The 16492-nt window shown below is 72.6% G+C and carries 14 protein-coding genes; 7 read left to right on the plus strand and 7 right to left on the minus strand.

Annotation, left to right across the window (positions count from 1 at the left end; all coding sequences use genetic code 11):
• Nucleotides 1–3: 3 nt before the first annotated feature.
• On the plus strand, nt 4–642 hold the full coding sequence (locus F8566_RS27925) for a DUF1707 SHOCT-like domain-containing protein (RefSeq protein WP_225993592.1): 639 nt from the start codon (nt 4–6) through the stop codon (nt 640–642).
• Between the two features lie 5 nt (nt 643–647).
• Here F8566_RS27925 and F8566_RS27930 read toward each other — a convergent pair whose 3' ends face one another.
• Together F8566_RS27930 and F8566_RS27935 are read right to left on the minus strand one after the other, a co-directional pair.
• Nucleotides 648–1415: a hypothetical protein gene (locus F8566_RS27930; protein WP_151564822.1), complete on the minus strand. Its 768-nt coding sequence runs from the start codon at nt 1413–1415 to the stop codon at nt 648–650.
• 118 nt (nt 1416–1533) lie between these two features.
• Entirely contained in the window at nt 1534–2265 is a 732-nt protein-coding gene (locus F8566_RS27935; RefSeq protein WP_151564823.1) for a TetR/AcrR family transcriptional regulator, read from the minus strand.
• Nucleotides 2266–2359: 94 nt separating this feature from the next.
• On the opposite strand from F8566_RS27935, the gene F8566_RS27940 reads away from it, so the two are divergent.
• Nucleotides 2360–3385, plus strand: a complete 1026-nt coding sequence (locus F8566_RS27940) for an alcohol dehydrogenase catalytic domain-containing protein (protein WP_151564824.1) — start codon at nt 2360–2362, stop codon at nt 3383–3385.
• Between the two features lie 9 nt (nt 3386–3394).
• On the opposite strand, the gene F8566_RS27945 is transcribed toward F8566_RS27940, so the two are convergent.
• Together F8566_RS27945 and F8566_RS27950 are read right to left on the minus strand one after the other, a co-directional pair.
• The gene (locus F8566_RS27945) at nt 3395–4807 is read right to left on the minus strand and encodes an amidase (protein WP_151564825.1); all 1413 of its coding nucleotides are present in this window, start codon (nt 4805–4807) and stop codon (nt 3395–3397) included.
• On the minus strand, nt 4804–5736 hold the full coding sequence (locus tag F8566_RS27950; protein ID WP_151565006.1) for a D-2-hydroxyacid dehydrogenase: 933 nt from the start codon (nt 5734–5736) through the stop codon (nt 4804–4806). The genes F8566_RS27945 and F8566_RS27950 overlap by 4 nt, the downstream gene beginning before the upstream one ends.
• A gap of 204 nt (nt 5737–5940) precedes the next feature.
• Between F8566_RS27950 and F8566_RS27955 the strand changes: the two genes are divergently transcribed.
• From F8566_RS27955 to F8566_RS27970, 4 genes are all read left to right on the plus strand, one after another.
• Nucleotides 5941–6432, plus strand: coding sequence for a DUF3830 family protein (locus F8566_RS27955; RefSeq protein ID WP_151564826.1), 492 nt, complete (start codon nt 5941–5943; stop codon nt 6430–6432).
• 11 nt (nt 6433–6443) lie between these two features.
• On the plus strand, nt 6444–7205 hold the full coding sequence (locus F8566_RS27960) for a maleate cis-trans isomerase family protein (RefSeq protein ID WP_151564827.1): 762 nt from the start codon (nt 6444–6446) through the stop codon (nt 7203–7205).
• A gap of 91 nt (nt 7206–7296) precedes the next feature.
• Nucleotides 7297–8055, plus strand: a complete 759-nt coding sequence (locus tag F8566_RS27965; protein ID WP_151564828.1) for a maleate cis-trans isomerase family protein — start codon at nt 7297–7299, stop codon at nt 8053–8055.
• A complete protein-coding gene (locus F8566_RS27970; RefSeq protein WP_151564829.1) occupies nt 8039–8695 on the plus strand; it encodes a GntR family transcriptional regulator in 657 nt (218 codons plus the stop codon). The genes F8566_RS27965 and F8566_RS27970 overlap by 17 nt, the downstream gene beginning before the upstream one ends.
• A gap of 53 nt (nt 8696–8748) precedes the next feature.
• Here the strand turns inward: F8566_RS27970 and F8566_RS27975 are convergent, their stop codons facing one another.
• The 3 genes from F8566_RS27975 to F8566_RS27985 all read right to left on the minus strand — a co-directional run bounded on the left by F8566_RS27975 (nt 8749) and on the right by F8566_RS27985 (nt 14996).
• Nucleotides 8749–9603 (minus strand): expansin EXLX1 family cellulose-binding protein, encoded by an 855-nt coding sequence (locus F8566_RS27975; RefSeq protein WP_151564830.1) that lies wholly within the window; start codon nt 9601–9603, stop codon nt 8749–8751.
• Nucleotides 9604–9741: 138 nt separating this feature from the next.
• The gene (locus F8566_RS27980; RefSeq protein WP_192809891.1) at nt 9742–14121 is read right to left on the minus strand and encodes a cation-translocating P-type ATPase; all 4380 of its coding nucleotides are present in this window, start codon (nt 14119–14121) and stop codon (nt 9742–9744) included.
• Between the two features lie 224 nt (nt 14122–14345).
• The gene (locus tag F8566_RS27985) at nt 14346–14996 is read right to left on the minus strand and encodes a TetR/AcrR family transcriptional regulator (protein WP_225993593.1); all 651 of its coding nucleotides are present in this window, start codon (nt 14994–14996) and stop codon (nt 14346–14348) included.
• Between the two features lie 67 nt (nt 14997–15063).
• On the opposite strand from F8566_RS27985, the gene F8566_RS27990 reads away from it, so the two are divergent.
• On the plus strand, nt 15064–16473 hold the full coding sequence (locus tag F8566_RS27990) for an MFS transporter (RefSeq protein WP_151564833.1): 1410 nt from the start codon (nt 15064–15066) through the stop codon (nt 16471–16473).
• The last annotated feature ends 19 nt before the right edge of the window (nt 16474–16492 follow it).

Genomic DNA, 16492 nt, shown 5'->3' on the forward strand with positions numbered 1-16492 from the left:
GACATGAACCTCCCTGAGCGCTCCCCCGGCCCACCGGAGATGCGGGCGTCGGACGCCGATCGCGACCAGGTCGCGCAGATCCTGCGCGAAGCCGCGGGCGAAGGGCGGCTGGGCCTGGACGAGCTGGATGATCGGCTCACCGCGGTCTACGCCGCCAAGACCTACGCCGAACTGGAGCCGATCACCAGGGATCTCCCGGTCACCGGCTCCGCGCCGCATCCGTCCGGCCCACCGGTCTTCGGCGCGCCGATCATCGACGCCCCCTCGTGGCGGAGGGGCTTCGCGTTCTGCAGCGAGTTCAAGCGCCAGGGCGTGTGGAACGTCCCGGCCAAGTTCACCGGGTTCGCCTTCTGGGGCGGCGGCAAGGTCGACCTGCGCGAGGCCCGGTTCGTTCCCGGCCAGGAGGTGCGCATCCGGGCGTTCGCCATCATGGGCGGCATCGACGTCATCGCGCCCGATGACCTCACCGTGCACGTCAAGGGCATCGGGATCATGGGCGGGTTCGACCACTCGGCGAGCGGCCCGGGCGTTCCGGGCGCGCCGCGCGTCGTCGTCAGCGGGCTGGCGTTCTGGGGCGCGGTCGACGTCAAGCGCAAGGCCCGCAAGGAGGAGCGGCGGCGGCGCAAGGAGCTGACGGATTAGTTCCGTTAATCCCGGGGGGCCAGCTTGCTGCCGGGATAGGGGCTGAGCAGGTTCTCCCGCCACGGCCCGGACAGGAACTCGCGGGCCCGTTTGCGCCAGGAGACGAGCCGGTGGTCGGCCTCGACCTCGTCGTCCATGCCCAGCGCGGCGTCACGGGCACGCTGCAGGCCCAGGTGCGCGTCGATGTCGGTCCCCCAGAGGGTGACCACCTCGGTGTCGCAGAACTGGACCTCGTACAAGCCGACCAGCCGGTGCCCGTGGTCGGCCAGCATCGGGGCACGCTCCTCGCGCACGGCCTCCAGGTAGTCGAGCGCGGCGCCCGGCCGGACCTCGGCGCTCTCGAAGAGGTAGAGCGGCGCGGCGTATCCCTCGGCCAGCACGTCCGCCAGCGCGGGGCTGCCGGGCGCCGCCCCGAGCGGCCGGGAGAACGCGGAGAACCGCAGGTCGTCGATGTCGGAGAGGAACAGGTTCTCCTTGACGTCGTCGTAGATCTCCAGCATCTGCCGCCAGCCGCCGTCCCAGCCGCCGTGGCAGTCCCAGAGGGTCACCACCTTGAACTGCGGGTGCCCGGTGATGCCGACGGCGTAGAACGCGCCGACGAGGTCGATCTCACGGGAACGGATCGACATGCCCTCGGTGAGCTCGTGCGCGCCCTCGGCGAGCCGGTCGTCCTCCCGCTTGTAGTCGGTCAGCCAGCGCAGGTACTCCAGCGGCCGGCGGGAGTTCATCGGGTGGAACTCGACCTCTTCGAGCAGGTGGACACCGCGGCGCATGGAACCTCCTGAAACCGAGCATGTGCTTGCTTGGGACACTAGCGCCTCCAGCGCCCCGCGACCATAGCCACCCGGCGACCATGGGAACCCACCGTCCATGGCCACCCGCGGTCCATGGCTAACCGGCGAGCCGGTCCAGCCACTCGCGGAGCAGGCCGGCCTCGGCGGCGCTGAGCGGCGCGGCACCGCCGGCGTCAAGCGCGGCACGCAGGGCGATGGCGCGGACAGCCACCCCTCCTTCGAGGCCCGTGGCCCCGTCGGCATCCGCAACCCCCTCGGCATCCGCGGCATCCGCGGCCGTGGCGGCACCCGCGGGCGTGGCTATCGCGGCCAGCACGGCCTCGCGGGTGCGGGCGGACAGATCACCGGCGCCGGGGTCGGCGATCAGCGTCAACGTGACGCCGGCGCCGGCGGCATGGACCATGCGCGCCGCCGTCTCGACCGGCACCCGCAGGCGCCCGGCGTGCGCCACCCGTTCCAGCAGGCCGAGCAGGATGGCCTGGGCCTCCTTGGCGGCGGCGGGCGTGCGGGTGCCGCCGTACATCAGGACGTAGATCGCCGGATGGGTGACGCCGAACTCCACGTGCAGGTCCCAGCCGCGCCGCAGGTCGTCCACCGGGTCGCCCGTGCTCGGCTGCGCGCGCTTCTCCGCCAGGTACTCCTCGAAGCCACGGCTCGCCACGGCGTCGAAGAGGCCTTCCTTGTCCCCGAAGTGGTGATACAGGGTCGGCGCCCCCACCCCCGCCGCGGCGCAGACGGCGCGGGTGGACACGGGCTCGCCGTTCGCCTCGGCGAGCAGCTGCGACGCGGCCCGCAGGATGCGTTCCCTGGCGTCGTCCTGAGTACTCATGACATCAATGCTACAAAACTTTGCCAACCACCGCTACATTGATATACCGTCGATAAGCAGCACCGTATATCGTCGCTACATCGGAGGAAGTCCCATGCACAGCGCCGTCCTCAACGCCCCACACAAGCCGCTTGAGCTGGTCGAACGTGACGTGCCCGAGCCCGGTCCCGGCGAGATCCTGGTGAAGGTGACCGCCTGCGGCATGTGCTACTCGGAGGTCAACCAGTTCCACGGCCACTACCCGTTCGGTCACTTCCCGGTCGTCCCCGGCCACGAGATCAGCGGTGTCGTCGCCGCGCTGGGCCAGGGCGTCGACTGGCCGGACGTCGGCACCCCCGTCGGGGCGCAGTTCCTGTACACCTCCTGCGGCCGCTGCGACTACTGCGTGCGTGGCGACCAGATGCTCTGCGCCGGCCCCAAGCACGTCACCGGCGTCAACCACGACGGCGGCTACGCCGAGTACTTCATCGCCCGCGCGGGCTTCGTGACTCCTCTGCCCAAGAGCCTGGACCCGGTCGCGGCCGCGCCGCTGATGTGCGCCGGGATCACCGCGTTCAACGGCCTGCGCCAGGGCGGCGCGGTCGCCGGGTCGAAGGTCGCCGTGCTCGGCACCGGCGGCGTGGGCACGATGGCCGTGCGCTTCGCCGTCGCCATGGGCGCCCGGGTCGCCGTGGTCTCCCGCTCGCGCCGCACCGAGAACGAGATGCGCGAGCTCGGCGCCGAGCTCTTCGTCGCCACGGAGGAGCAGGACCCGGCCGAGGCCCTGCTCGCCTGGGACGGTGGCGCGGACGGCGGTGCGGACCTGGCCATGAACACCGCGCCCGACACCGCCACCGGCCTGGCCGCGTTCGGCGGCCTGCGCCCGGACGGCACCCTGCTCTACCTCGGATACGGCCCAGAGCCGATCACGCTCGCCCCGATCGGCCTCGTGCTGGGCCGCCGCCGCGTGATGGGCTCGCCGTCGGGGTCCCCGAAGGACATGCGCGACACCCTCGACTTCGCCGCCGCGCACGACATCGTCCCGGAGGTCGCCCAGGTCCAGCTGGAAGACGCACCGGGCATCCTGGCCGCGATGGCCGAGGGCACCGCCACGGGCCGCTCCGTCATCACCTTCGACTGACCATCACGCTCAGGTGATGTCGATGGTGGGCCGATGGGCGTGCCAGGGGTTTGCCCGTTCGTACGCCGCGCAGGTGCTGAGCACCAGGGCGTCGGCATGGCGGGGACCGACCACCTGCAGGCCGACCGGGAGGCCGGCGGCGGTGAATCCGCAGGGGACGCTCGCCGCCGGCTGCTGGGTCATGTTGAACGGGTAGGTGAACGGCGTCCAGCCGGTCCAGCGGGCACGGGCGCCCTGCGGCGCCTCACGTCCGGCCTCGAAGGCGGTGATCGGGAGGGTCGGGGTGAGCAGGAGGTCGTACTCCTCGTGGAAGGTTCCCATGATCCGGCCAAGCCGCACCCGGGTGGCGGTGGCCTCCAGGTAGTCGAGCGCCGACAGCCGCGCCCCCTCCTCAACGACCTCGCGCAGCCCGGGATCGAGCTCGGCGCGGCGGGCCGGGGAGAGACTCTCGACGACCTTGGCGGCGCCCGCGAACCAGAGGGCCTCGAAGTCGCGCACCGGGTCGTCGAAGCCGGGATCGACCTGCTCCACCTTGGCGCCCAGCTCGGCGAACACGCCGACGGCGGCCGTGACCAGCGCCGCGACCTCCGGCTCGACCGAGGCGTAGCCGAGGGTCGGGCTGTAGGCCACGCGCAGCCCGCCGAGGTCGTCCGGGGGCCGGGCCTCCGCGAACGGCGTGACGGGCGGCGGGAGCGCCGACCAGTCGCGGCCGTCGGGTCCGGTGATGACGTCGAGCATGAGCGCCGCGTCGGCCACGGTCCAGGTGATCGGGCCGACGTGGGCGAGGGTGCCGAACGGGCTCGCCGGATGGTGCGGGACGCGGCCGTAGGTGGGCTTGAGGGTGAACGTGCCGGTGAACGCCGCCGGGATGCGGACCGAGCCGCCGCCGTCAGTGCCCACGGCGAGCGGCGCGAGGCCTGCCGCCACAGCGGCGGCCGCGCCACCGCTGGAACCGCCGGGGGTGAGGGAGAGGTCCCAGGGGTTCCGGCTGACCCCGGTGAGCGGGCTGTCGGTGACGCCCTTCCACCCGAACTCCGGCGTCGTCGTCTTGCCGACCATCACCGCGCCGTGCTCGCGCAGCCGGGCCGTGGCCGGCGAGTCCTCGGGCCACGGGCCGTCCGGGGAGACCGTCCGGGAGCCGCGGCGGGTCGGGTGGCCGCGGGTCAGGAGGATGTCCTTGATCGAGACCGGTACGCCGTCGAGGAGGCCGCACGGTTCGCCCCGCCGCCACCGGTCCTGCGACTCGCGGGCCCGTGTGAGGGCCTCGTCTGCGGTGACCAGGCAGAAGGCGTTGAGCCGGGGATCGAGCTCCGCGATGCGCGCCAGCACGGCCTCGGTGGCCTCGACCGGCGAGATCGTCCCGTCGCGGTAGCCCGCCAGCAGCTCGGTCGCGGTCAGCGCGGTCAGCGCGGTCGGGCTCATCGGGCCCTCCCTTTCTGCTGGGTCGGAACGTAGCCGAGCCGCTTGTCGACCACGTTGCGGAGCGGGCGGCCGGCGGCGCGCCGTCCGAGGTTGTCGGCGAACAGGTCGACGAGCTCCTGGCGCCAGCCGATCGTGTCGCCGGACATGTGCGGGGACACGATGACGTTCGGCAGGCCCCACAGGGGTGAGGTCTCGTCGAGCGGCTCGGTCTCGAAGACGTCCAGCGCCGCGCCGGCGATCCGGCCTTCACGCAAGGCGTCGATCAGGTCGTCCTCGACCACCAGCTGGCCGCGCGCCACGTTGATGAGCCGGGCGGTGGGACGCATCGCCGTGAGGGCCGCCTTGTCGATCATGCCCCGGGTGAGCTCGGTGAGCGGCGCGGCGAGCACCACGTAGTCGGCCTGCCCGAGCGTCTCGTCCAACCGGTCCATCGAACGGATCTCGCCGAGATCGGGATCGCCGGGATCCGCGGTCCGGCCGATGCCGCTGACCCGCAGCCCTGCGGCGGTGAGCTTGCGGCCGATCGCCCGGCCGATGGGACCGGTGCCGACGACGACCGCGTGGGCGCCGCCGATCCGTTCGGTCTCCCGGTGCCGCCACCGCGCCTGCGCCTGCAGGCCGAGCGTCGTGTGCAGGCCCTTGGCGAAGCAGAGCACGAGGCCCAGCACGTACTCGGCGATCGGCTCGTCGAAGACGCCCCGCGAGTTGGTCACGACGACGTCCCCGGCCACCAGCCGGGGGAAGAGGAGCCGGTCGACGCCCGCGCTCGCGATGTGCACCCAGTCCGGCCCTCCCCGCTCCGGCCAGGCCGCGGCCAGGGCGTCCGACCAGAAGTCCCACATGAACAGGACATCGGCGCCCGGAAGGGCCTCCGCGAGCTCCGGTTCCCGTACGTAACGGACGTCGGCCAGGCGTTCGACCTCGGCCATGCCGGGCGGCGCGTCGTCGCCCCGCAGCACCACCACTGAGTCCACGTGACGCTCCGCCTTCCCACCATGACAGCAGAAGCTTCGCTCGACGCTATTTACGCTGGTCAGGAGTTAACGAGAATGCAACTGATCGAGGCATTGACACGCTATGAACGCTTCGTAGGATTGTCAACAATCAGCGCGACTACTCAGGCCAGGGTGGGAATGCCAAGGAAGATCAGCATCACGCTGGAGCGCCGCGGCGTCTCCTGCGTCGCGGAACTGCTCGACAAGGACGCACCTCGGACGTGCGAGGCGGTGTGGCAGGCGCTCCCGCTGGGCGGCGACGCCTACCACGCGAAGTACGCCCGCAACGAGGTCTACACGATGGTGGAGCGGTTCGGCGAGGAGATAGGCCTCGAGAACCCGACCGTGACACCGATCCCGGGTGACGTCGTCTACTTCTCGTTCGCCGGCGGCATGCTCGACCGGGCGTTCAAGGAGGAGAAGGGCATCGCGGCGCTGCCCGGCGTGATCGATCTCGCCATCTTCTACGGGCGCAACAACCTGCTGCTCAACGGCGATGTCGGCTGGGTGCCGGGCAACGTCTACGCGACCATCACCGAGGGTCTCGATCGCATGGCCGAGGCGTGCAACGACGTCTGGAGGTCGGGAGCCGTCGGCGAACGCCTGGTTTACCAGCGGCACGGGCAATAGCGGTCCCGGCGATGGCACTCGACCCCGCCCTCGTCGTCACCCCGGCGCTTCTCGCACAGCAGGGGATCGGAGTCGTCGCGCCGTTCGACTTCGCCCTCGACCGCGAGCTGTGGCGCTGGATGCCTGACGACGTCTCGCTCTACATGACGCGGCTGCCGTACGTCCCGGTCCCGGTGACCGTGGAGATGGCGTCCGCGCTCTCCGACCACTCGATCGTCCGGCAGGCGACCCGCGACGTGCTGACACCCGAACCGCGGGTGGTCGCCTACGCGTGCGCCTCGGGCAGCTTCGTCCGCGGCGCCACCGGCGAGAGCCGGCTCACCGAGACGATGCTGTCGGCGGGCGCGCCGGCGGCGGTGACGACGTCCGGCGGCCTCGCCGAGTCGCTGCGCCTGCTGGACGCGCGCCGGATCGCGGTGGTCACCCCGTACATCGACAGCGTGACCGACCGGCTCGTGCACTTCCTGCGGGCGCATGACGTCCAGGTGGTGTCCCGGGTCGGGCTCGGCCTGCTGAGCCATATCTGGAAGGTGGGGTACGGGGAGATCGTCGAGGCGGTCGCCCGGGTGGACCGGCCGGAGGCGGAGGCGGTGTTCATCAGCTGCACGAACGTGCCGACGTACGACATCATCGCGCCGCTGGAACGCATGCTGGGCAAGCCGGTGCTCACCGCCAACCAGGTGACGATGTGCTCGGCGCTGCGCGCGATGGGCTGGACCGCGGCGGGTGAGGGCCAGTCGCTCGTACGGCTCAGCGGCACGACCGCCGTCTGAACCGTCGCGCCGGACGATCGGCCGGAACACCCGTACCACCCGATGGTAATATTGTCGACAATCTACGGCCACGGAGCCGGACGGAGGATCGATGGGCAACGGTGTCGGACGTGCCGGTGTCGGTTTCCTCTATCCGGGTTTCAGCGCCGAGGACGACTATCCGGCGATCGAGCGGATGCTGGGCGAGGTCCGCCTGCCGGTCGTGCACACGACCATGCGGGAGGACGCCCACCGGGTCGACGCGCTCCTCGACATCGGCGGCCCCGACGTGCTCGCCGAAGGCGCCCGTGAGCTGCGTGCGCTGGGCGTCGAGGCGGCGGTCTGGGCCTGCACGAGCGGCAGCTTCGTGTTCGGCTGGGACGGCGCCGCCGCGCAGGTGGCGGGCGTCCAGGAGGCCGCCGGGGTGCCCGCGTCCAGCACCTCCTTCGCGTTCGTGAACGCGGCGCGCCGGCTGAGCCTTCAGCGGGTCGCGGTCGCGGCCACCTATCCCGCGGACGTGGCCGAACGGTTCGTCGCGTTCCTGGCGCACGCCGGGATCGAGGTCGTCGCGCTGTCATGCCGGGGCATCGTCACGGCCGCCGAGGTCGGCACGCTGGGCCGCGCCGAGGTGCTGGACTTCGTCGCCGCCAACGACCACCCTGCCGCAGAGGCGGTGCTGGTGCCCGACACCGCCCTGCACACCGTGTCCTGGCTCGGCGAGCTGGAGGACAGGGTCGGCAAACCCGTGCTCACCGCCAACCAGGTGAGCGTCTGGGAAGGGCTGCGCCTGGCCGGCCGCACGCCCTCGCATCCCGGGCTGGGCACACTCTTCACCACGAAGGAGGGCCCTCAGCATGGGCCGATTGGGTGAGCTGGAACCGGTCCCCCGCAAGTCCACGGTCGAGATCGTCTACGACGAGCTGCGATCCGCGATCCTCTACGGCTCGCTGGCGCCCGGCGACCAGCTCGGTGAGGCGGAGCTCGCCGCCCGGCTCGGCATCAGCCGCGGACCGCTGCGCGAGGCCATGCAGCGCCTGGTCCAGGAGGGGCTGCTGCACAGCGAACCCCACCGCGGGCTGTTCGTGATCACGTTGGACGAGAACGACGTCGAGGACGTCTACATGGCCCGTCTGGCCATCGAGCGCGCCGCCTGCGTCCTGCTCATGCAGCGCAACCGCGGCGAGGCCGTCGTGCAGCTGAACGAGGCGCTCCAGCAGCTCGTGGAGGCCGCGCGGGAACGCGACCCGGTCAAGATGAGCGATGCCGACCAGGCGTTCCACGAGGCGCTGGTGCGCGCGTCCGGCAGCCCCCGGCTGGAGCGGATGGCGCAGACGCTGCTGGTCGAGACCCGGATGTGCCTGAACGCGTTGCAGTCCACGTATCCCGAGCCCGAGGAGCTCGTCGAGGAGCACCGCCGCCTCGTCGACGCGATCGCCGACGGTGAGGAGGAGCGCCTGCTCCGCCTCATCGAGGAGCACATGGTCGACTCGATCGCCCGGCTGTGCGGCTGAACGGCTGTGCGACTGAACGGCTGTGCGGCTGAACGGCGGGCTGGACGCCAGGGTCAGGAGCAGAGCGAGGTGACCTTGAAAGGCGCCGGCGAGGTGGCCGGCCCGGAGTCGGGGAGGCGCGCGGAGGGCAGCGCCGAGTTGCCCGGCCGCCTGAACGTCCCGTACAGCCGGACCTCGCTGTGCTGGACGGCGGCGGTCTCGAACGCGACCCACCTCAGCACCGCCCGGTTGCCGAAGCGGTCGGTGACGCGCACCCGGTAGGGACCGTCTCCGGGGGCGGAGATCACCCAGTGGTTGTCCACGCCGCGCCGCATGGCCCGCCAGTCCCGGCCCGCCGCGCGCAACTCGACGCGGCTGATCGGATTGCCGTGTCCGAGGACGAGCAGGGCGAGCCAGATCCGTGTGGAGCCGGGCTTGACCCGGACGGCCAGGCGAGGCACGGGCCGGGGATCGTGGACCAGGCGGTAGCGGACCTGGACGACGCCCTCGCGCCGGTCGCCGATGCGGCTGAACGCGCGTTCGCTGAGGTCGAGGCGTCCGGGCGCGCAGGCGCGGCACCGGTCGACGACCTGGACGCGCACGACGCCCTCGGGGCCGGCGACCTCCAGATACGAGCCGCACAGGGACGCCCGGCCGAACTCCTCCTCCGAGAGCGAGACGTAGTAGCCGCTGGGCGACAGGTCGCCCAGCGAGCACAACACCTCTGACCAGTCGCGGTGATAGGCGGCGGTGCCCCAACGGGCCGACAGCGGCGCCGGGCCCGTGTCCGGTGCCGGCGGCGCGGCGACTGCGGCGCAGGCGGTCTCCTGCAGCCTGATGACGCCGACGGTTAATGAGAACACCACGATCCCCACCAGGGGTGCCCAGATCCAGCGGAACCCAGGTCTGCGCGGCGGTCTCGCGTGCATCGCCTTCCCCCAAAGGTGTGCGGCGACCCTCTGACTCCATTAGGTAATCAGACGAACACAGAGAGTGCCATAGGAAAGCATGCTTTTGGTGAAGCCACCCACGCCTGGCTACACGCGCGAGGCGGAGGTCGAGCGCCTCTAGGCCTCTGACCTGGCGGTCCACCAGGCGTCCAGGCGTTCGATCGCCTGCGGCGCGAACGCGGAGACCCCCATGGCCGCCCCGGCCGAGACGATCACCTGGGACCAGGCGATCGGCCCCAGCGGGACGCAGCCGAAGAACCGGCTGACCCCCGGTGTCTCGATCACGGCGGCGAGCACCAGGACCGAGGCGGCACAGGTGGCCAGGACGGCCGGGCTCCGCCACCCCGTCTGCAGGGTCTGCGCGAGCTGGGTCATGACGAGCGCGGCCAGGCCCATCGTCCCGGCCCGGGCGCGGCGTCCGGTGAACCTGCCGCCCTGCCACGCCAGGATGGCGCCCACGGCGGTCACGACGCCGCGTACGGCGATCGCCTCGTTCATCGGGTCGCCGAGCGGGCCGCCGCGCGCCGGGCGTTCGCCGTAGCCGTCGCCGTTGGGCGGCGCGAGCGCCACAGCGAGCGCGGGCATCATGTCGGTGAGCGTGTTGACGAGCAGCAGCTGCCGGGTGGTGAGCGGAGCCCTGCCGCCGAGCGCGGTGCCGTAGACGGTGAACGCGATCTCGCCCGCGTTCCCGCCGACGAGGATGGACACGGCGTTGCGCACGCTCTCCCAGAGCGTGCGGCCCTCCATCAGCGCGGCGACGATGCCGGGCAGGTCCCCGCCGCGCAGGATCAGGTCGGCGGCCGACTGGGCCGCCCGGGAGTCCCCGGCGGTGAGGCCGATGCCGACGTCGGCGAGCCGGATCGCGGCGGCGTCGTTGGCGCCGTCACCGGTCATCGCCACGGTCCGCCCGGCCTTCTGGAGCGCCTGGACGATCCGCACCTTGTGCTCGGGACTGACCCGGGCGAAGACGGCGGTCTCCGTGATCCGCGCGGAACGTTCACGGTCGCTGAGCCGGTCCAGCTCGGCACCGGTCAGCACGTTGCCGGGGTCGGGGATGCCGAGGTCGGCCGCCACCGCCTGGGCGGTGTCGGGATGGTCACCGGTGATCATCGCGACCCGGATGCCCGCCTCGCTGAGGGTGCTGATCGCCTCGCCCGCGTCCGCGCGTGGGGTGTCGGCGATGCCGAGGAAGCCGACCAGGACCAGATCGAAGGTCTCCCCCAGCTTCTCGCCGTCCGCCAGCTCGTCCTCGGAAGGCCTGGCCTCGGCGACGGCGAGGACGCGCAACCCGCGCGAGGCGAGCCGGCGTTCGACGGCATGTGCCTGGTCCCGGCGCTCGCCGGTCATGGAACGCACGGTGTTGCCGGACAAGATCTGGTCGCAGCGCGGCAGGACGACCTCCGGGGCGCCCTTGACCGCGACGTACGGCTTGCCCTTGGCACGCCCTGTGGCGGCGGCGTAACCCCGGCTCGGCTCGAACGGGGTCTCATGGAGGAGCTCCCACTGGGAGTCCTCACCCAGTTTCGATTCGGCCGCTTCGAGAACGGCTCGGTCCGTGGCGTGCCGTACGTCTCCGTTCTCCGGCTGCGGGCAGGCCCGGAGTGCGGCGGTGAGCAGGCGGCGCGCGAGCCGGTCGCCCGCCTCGTCCGCCGAGGTCGCGCTGCTGATCCGGGTGACGCGGAGGCGTCCCTCGGTGAGCGTGCCGGTCTTGTCGAAGCACAGCGTGTCGACACGGCCCATCGTGCCGAGCGTGCGGGAGCTGCGTACCAGGACGTTGCGGCGGGTCAGGCGGCGCGCCGCGGCGAGCTGGGCGACCGTCGCCACGAGCGGCAGCCCCTCGGGCACGGCGGCGACCGCGACGGCCACGCCGGACTCGACCGCCTGCCGCACGGGCACGCCGCGCAGCAGCGACAAGGCGCTGACCAGGGCCCCGCTGATCCCGGTGACGGGCAGGGACACGCGGGTCAGCTCGTTCAGCTGCGCCTGGACACCGGACGGCGCGGCACCGCGACCGGCCAGCGCGGCGGCACGGCCCGCCTGGGTGGCGGCTCCGGTGGCGACCACGACGGCGTACGCGCGGCCGGCGAGGACGGTGGTGTCCTCGTACAACATGCAGGAACGTTCGGCCAGGTCGGCGCCCGGCACCGCCTCCAGCGTCTTGGTGACCGGCTGCGACTCGCCGGTGAGCGTCGCCTCGTCCACCTCCAGGTCGTCGACCGCGAGGAGGCGGGCGTCTGCCGGCACGACGTCGGACGGCCCGATCGCGATGACATCTCCCAAACGCAGCTCGGCGGCCGGGATGGAGTCGTACGGCGCCCATCCCTGCTGCGCCTGCAACTCCGGTGCGGTGCCCTCCTCGCCCTCGCCGCGCCGTACGCGGCGGGCGGGGGCGCGCTGGCCGAGCAGGAGCCCGCGGAGGACGTGCTCCGCGCGGGCCCGCTGCACACCGCTGATCAACGCGTTCCCCGTCATGACACCGCCGACGAGCGCGGCGTCCACGCCGGAGCCGACGACGGCGGACGCGGCGGCGCCCAGCACCAGGACCGGGGTGAGCGGATCGCGCAGCTCATGCCCGACGGCCTGCGCCACCTCGGTGACCGCCCGTACCGGCCGGGACGGGTGGCGAGTCCGCTTGCGCGGCACGGCGTCCTCGTCCGGACGGAGCCGGAACGCGCGTTCGGCGGCCTGCTCGGGATCGAGTGCGTGCCACGGGACGCGCGGCAGCGGATCGGGCGGTCTGCGGGCCGCGAGCCGGCGCGCCGAGACCACGCCGCCGACCATCGCCATCACGGCGGCGCTGTGCACCGGCGCCAGGTCGAGGGGCGAGGTGGCCCGGCGGCCGGTCACCACCAGGAGCGTGCCGAGGGACGAGCCGCCCACGGCGAGGCGGACCGAACGCCTGCTCGCCTCGTGCGCGGCGCCGACCGCGCTGAGCAGGCGCCAGACCTGGTCGAGCCCGCCGGTGCAGATCAGATCGGCGCCCCAGCAGGCCCGTTCACCGGGCCGTCGCACCCCGATGCCGACGTCGGCGGCGAGGGCCGCGTCATCATCGCAGGTGGTCACCACGAGGACGCCGTGGCCGTCGTCGCGCTGCAGCTCGCGTACGTGCTCGGACAGCGGAACCCCCGCGCCGAGCACGTCGTCGACCAGCGGGGCGAACTCGGCCGTCGATGCGTGCTCGGTCAGCAGGACCCGGGCGCCGCTGTCGCGCACGGCGGACGGAAGCGCCTCGGCGAGCGGATCGAGCCCGGGTCCGACGAGCACCTCGCCCAGCGCCGTCCCGTCCTCCTCGACGACCCGGAGCCTGGTGCCGCCCGGCGGTGTTCTGCCCTTGCCCTTGACCCGTTTGAACCGCCGGCCGTCGGCATCGGGCTCCCCGGTCAAGCCGGGGTCCGAGCCGAGCAGCCGGGTCGCCGCCCGCCACACCTCGGGCCCGTCCGCCTCCAGGATCTCCAGGGAGTCCTGGCACAACACCGGCGAGTCGATGATCACCGCGCTCACCCGGTCCAGTCGCCGGTAGCCGGAGCCGTCGAGGGCGACCACCCCCCTGCGGCTGAACTCCCGGTCGAGCGTCGCCGCGAACCCGGCCCGGCCCAGCCGGGCGGCGCGCGGCACCATCGCGAGGGCGACGTCGGCGGCCGTGGCGGGGACACGGGTCAGGGCGAGCACCGCGCCCGCCCCTGCCAGAGCCCCCATCGCGGCGCGATCACCGCAGGTCTCGATCGGCCCGTCCGGAAGCGGGCACGGCCGTTCCTGCCGCTGGGGCGCCTCCACCGGCAGGCCGGCCGAGCACAGTTCCTCCTCGAAGTCGCACCACGTCGCGCGGCGCGTGGTCAGCTCGGACAGCTGGATCACCCGGTTCACGGCGTCCACGGCCAGCGCGGCGGGCTCCTGGGTGAGGCCGTGCATGGCGGCGTTGCCGGCGGCGAGCACCAGGTCGGTGCCGTGCGGGCCGATCCGCGTCTCCAGTTGCTCCCGCAGGCGCGGCTGGTTGTCCATCCAGGTCAGCGCGAGGCGCGCCCCTCTGGGCAGCTTGGGCAGCCGGACGAACTTGCCGGTGGTGGCCAGTGCGAACGCGGCGCAGTCGGAGGCCAGCGCGATCGCCTCGGCCGTGATCGGCGCCTGGTCGGCCGGATGGGCGTCCATGGGGAACGTCTCGTCCGGGATGTCGTGGGCCTCCTCGACCGACTCGATCGTGTCGATGAGGCGCTCGATCGTGACCCCGCCCTCGTCGAAGGCGCACAGGAGCTCGCCGGTCACCGCGTTCACCTCGGCCCACCGCACGCCCTTCAGGTGCCGGACGGCGGAGGCCAGTGCTCGGCGCAGCTCGTCGGTGTGCTGGCTGCGGCCGCGCAGCTCGATGTACGCACGCCCGTTCCGCGACCACACCCGGCGCCGTGTCCTGGGGCCGAGAAGGTTGCCCAGGTCGGCGCGGACGGGGAGATCCGCCAGGTGGGGAACGCCGGGAAGCCTCGGAACGCCGGGGATCTTGGGCACGCCGGGGATCTTGTGCGGAAGGGGTGGGCGGGGCAGGGAAGGGCGTGGCAGCGGAGGGCGGGGAACCTTGCGCGCCGCTGACCGGAGCAGTCCCATATGGCGGGTCACCTTCGAACAAGTGGACGGTGGTGACTCTGAGTACCCCTGACGTCAGGCTCGACACCGACGCGCGGGCGAATTCCCCCAAATTACCGAGAAAGCGCAGGTAAAGCCGGGGATCGTAGTCAGCGGTAGGCGGCGAGCAGCCCGTCGACGAACGCCCGCAGGCCCTCGGTGTAGGTGTCCCGGGCGGAGATCTCCGTCCAGCGGCCGGCCAGCGACGAGAGCCTCGGCAGCTCCTCGGCGTCCAGGTCGGCGAACACCTGCTCCCGGAAGGTCGGCCGGCCGTCCTCGGCACGGCGGCGCGCCGCGGCGGCCCGGATGATCAGCTCGCCCGCCGTGTAGTACCAGATGCTGCGGTAGGCGTAGACGGCGTTCTCGATGGTGAGCCCGCAGGCCATGGCCGCGTCGATGACGGTCTCGTTGTACCAGAGGGCCGTGGGCGAGAAGAGGTCGTCGGCGGTGATCACCTGCACCACCCACGGCACCCGCGCCAGCGTGTCGTGCATCGCCTGCGCGGTGACGATGATGCGTTCGCGCGGGTCGTCGGGCAGTTCGGGGCGGAGCATGCCGCTCGCGATGTCGTCGAGCACGAGGAGCAGCAGCTCCTCCTTGTCGCGCACGTGGTGGTAGACGGCCATCGGGGTGCTGCCGAGGTCCTGCGCGAGCCGCCGCATCGTCAGCTTCTCCACGCCGTCGGCGTCGATGATCCGCCGCGCCGCCGCGATGATGTCCGGCCGCGAGATCTTCGGTGGCCGTCCGGTCCGTGTGCCCACCTGCCCATCTTGGCCCATCCCGGTCCGGGGCTCGACAATCCCGAGCCGTCCGGGCTACTTTTTATACATGTATAAAAATTCAAGGCCGGGGCTCGTCCTGGCGGCGGTGTCCCTGGCGCAGTTCATGGTCGCCCTGGACATGGCGGTGGTGAACGTCGCGCTGCCCGCGATCCGCACCTCGCTCGGTTTCGATCCGGTCGATCTCTCCTGGGTCGTGCACATGTACGCGCTGACGTTCGGCGGCTTCCTGCTGCTGGGCGGCCGGGCCGGCGACCTGTACGGCCGGCGCCGGCTCTTCCTGCTGGGCCTGGCCGCGTTCGGCCTGTCCTCCCTGCTCGGCGGGCTCGCGCAGGCCCCCTGGCAGCTGATCACCGCCCGCGCCCTGCAGGGGGTCGCGGCCGCCGCCGTCGCCCCGGCGGCGCTGGCGATGCTCACCACGACGTTCACCGAGGGCGCCGCGCGCGTCCGGGCGCTCGGCGTCTGGAGCGCGGTCAACGCGGCCGGCGGCGCGCTGGGGGTGCTGGCGGGCGGCCTGCTGACCGAGTACGCGGGCTGGCGCTGGGTGATGCTGGTCAACCTCCCGATCGTGCTCGGCGCGCTGGGTCTCGGCGTCGCGGGCCTGCCCGCCGGCGCGCCGGGATCGCGGGACCGCCTGGACGTGCTGGGCGCGGTGTTCGCGACCTCGGGTACCGGCCTGCTGGTGCTGGGCGTGGTCCGTACCGACCAGCACGGCTGGGGCTCCGCCACCACTCTCGGCACGCTGGCCTTGGCGGTCGTGCTCCTGGCGGCGTTCGTGCTGGTGGAGCGGCGAACGGAGGCTCCGCTGGTCCGGCTCGGACTCTTCCGGAGCCGCTGGGTGAGCGGAGCGAACATCTTCGTGTTCCTCGCCGCCGCCGGGCAGTTCGCCGCGTTCTACTTCGTCTCCCTCTACATGCAGCAGGTGCTGGGCATGAGCGCCGCCGCGACGGGCGCCGCGTTCCTGCCGTTCTCCCTCGGGGTCATCGTCGGAACGGTCGTCGCCGTCAGGCTCGGGCGGAACCGGTCACCCCGTGCGTCGCTCATCTCCGGCGCCCTGCTCGCGGCAGCGGGCATGGCCTGGTTCAGCCGCATCAGCCCGGACGGCGGCTTCCTCGCCGACGTGCTCGGCCCGTCCATCGTCACGAGCATCGGGCTGGGCCTGTGCCTGGCGCCGGTGGCCGCAGCCGCGACGACCGGCGTGGCGCCCGGCGAAGCCGGAACGGCCTCGGGCGTCCTCAACAGCGCCCGCCAGCTCGGCGGCGCGATCGGGCTCGCGTCCCTGGCCACCGTCGCCGCCCACAACACGGGCAGCGTGAACGACGGTTACGCGAGCGCGCTCGTCGCCGCCGCCGGCCTGTACGTGGTCGCTGCCGTGGTGGCCGCCGCCGTACTGCCTCGCACGAAGCACGTCCCGGCCCAGTCGGCGGCCGATCTCGTCCCGGTTGCCGAAACGCGCTGATGGAGCTGATGGAACGGAG

The organism is Actinomadura rudentiformis (genome assembly GCF_008923185.1).
In the GTDB taxonomy this organism is placed as follows: domain Bacteria; phylum Actinomycetota; class Actinomycetes; order Streptosporangiales; family Streptosporangiaceae; genus Spirillospora; species Spirillospora rudentiformis.

Bases quoted from the DNA above. Each gene is read 5' to 3' on its own strand.
- F8566_RS27965 (WP_151564828.1), top strand. From the start codon at position 7,297: ATGGGCAACGGTGTCGGACGTGCCGGTGTCGGTTTCCTCTATCCGGGT.
- F8566_RS27960 (WP_151564827.1), top strand. From the start codon at position 6,444: ATGGCACTCGACCCCGCCCTCGTCGTCACCCCGGCGCTTCTCGCACAG.
- F8566_RS27990 (WP_151564833.1), top strand. From the start codon at position 15,064: ATGTATAAAAATTCAAGGCCGGGGCTCGTCCTGGCGGCGGTGTCCCTG.
- F8566_RS27950 (WP_151565006.1), bottom strand. From the start codon at position 5,736: ATGGCCGAGGTCGAACGCCTGGCCGACGTCCGTTACGTACGGGAACCG.
- F8566_RS27940 (WP_151564824.1), top strand. From the start codon at position 2,360: ATGCACAGCGCCGTCCTCAACGCCCCACACAAGCCGCTTGAGCTGGTC.
- F8566_RS27930 (WP_151564822.1), bottom strand. From the start codon at position 1,415: ATGCGCCGCGGTGTCCACCTGCTCGAAGAGGTCGAGTTCCACCCGATG.
- F8566_RS27925 (WP_225993592.1), top strand. From the start codon at position 4: ATGAACCTCCCTGAGCGCTCCCCCGGCCCACCGGAGATGCGGGCGTCG.
- F8566_RS27945 (WP_151564825.1), bottom strand. From the start codon at position 4,807: ATGAGCCCGACCGCGCTGACCGCGCTGACCGCGACCGAGCTGCTGGCG.
- F8566_RS27970 (WP_151564829.1), top strand. From the start codon at position 8,039: ATGGGCCGATTGGGTGAGCTGGAACCGGTCCCCCGCAAGTCCACGGTC.
- F8566_RS27935 (WP_151564823.1), bottom strand. From the start codon at position 2,265: ATGAGTACTCAGGACGACGCCAGGGAACGCATCCTGCGGGCCGCGTCG.
- F8566_RS27955 (WP_151564826.1), top strand. From the start codon at position 5,941: ATGCCAAGGAAGATCAGCATCACGCTGGAGCGCCGCGGCGTCTCCTGC.
- F8566_RS27975 (WP_151564830.1), bottom strand. From the start codon at position 9,603: ATGCACGCGAGACCGCCGCGCAGACCTGGGTTCCGCTGGATCTGGGCA.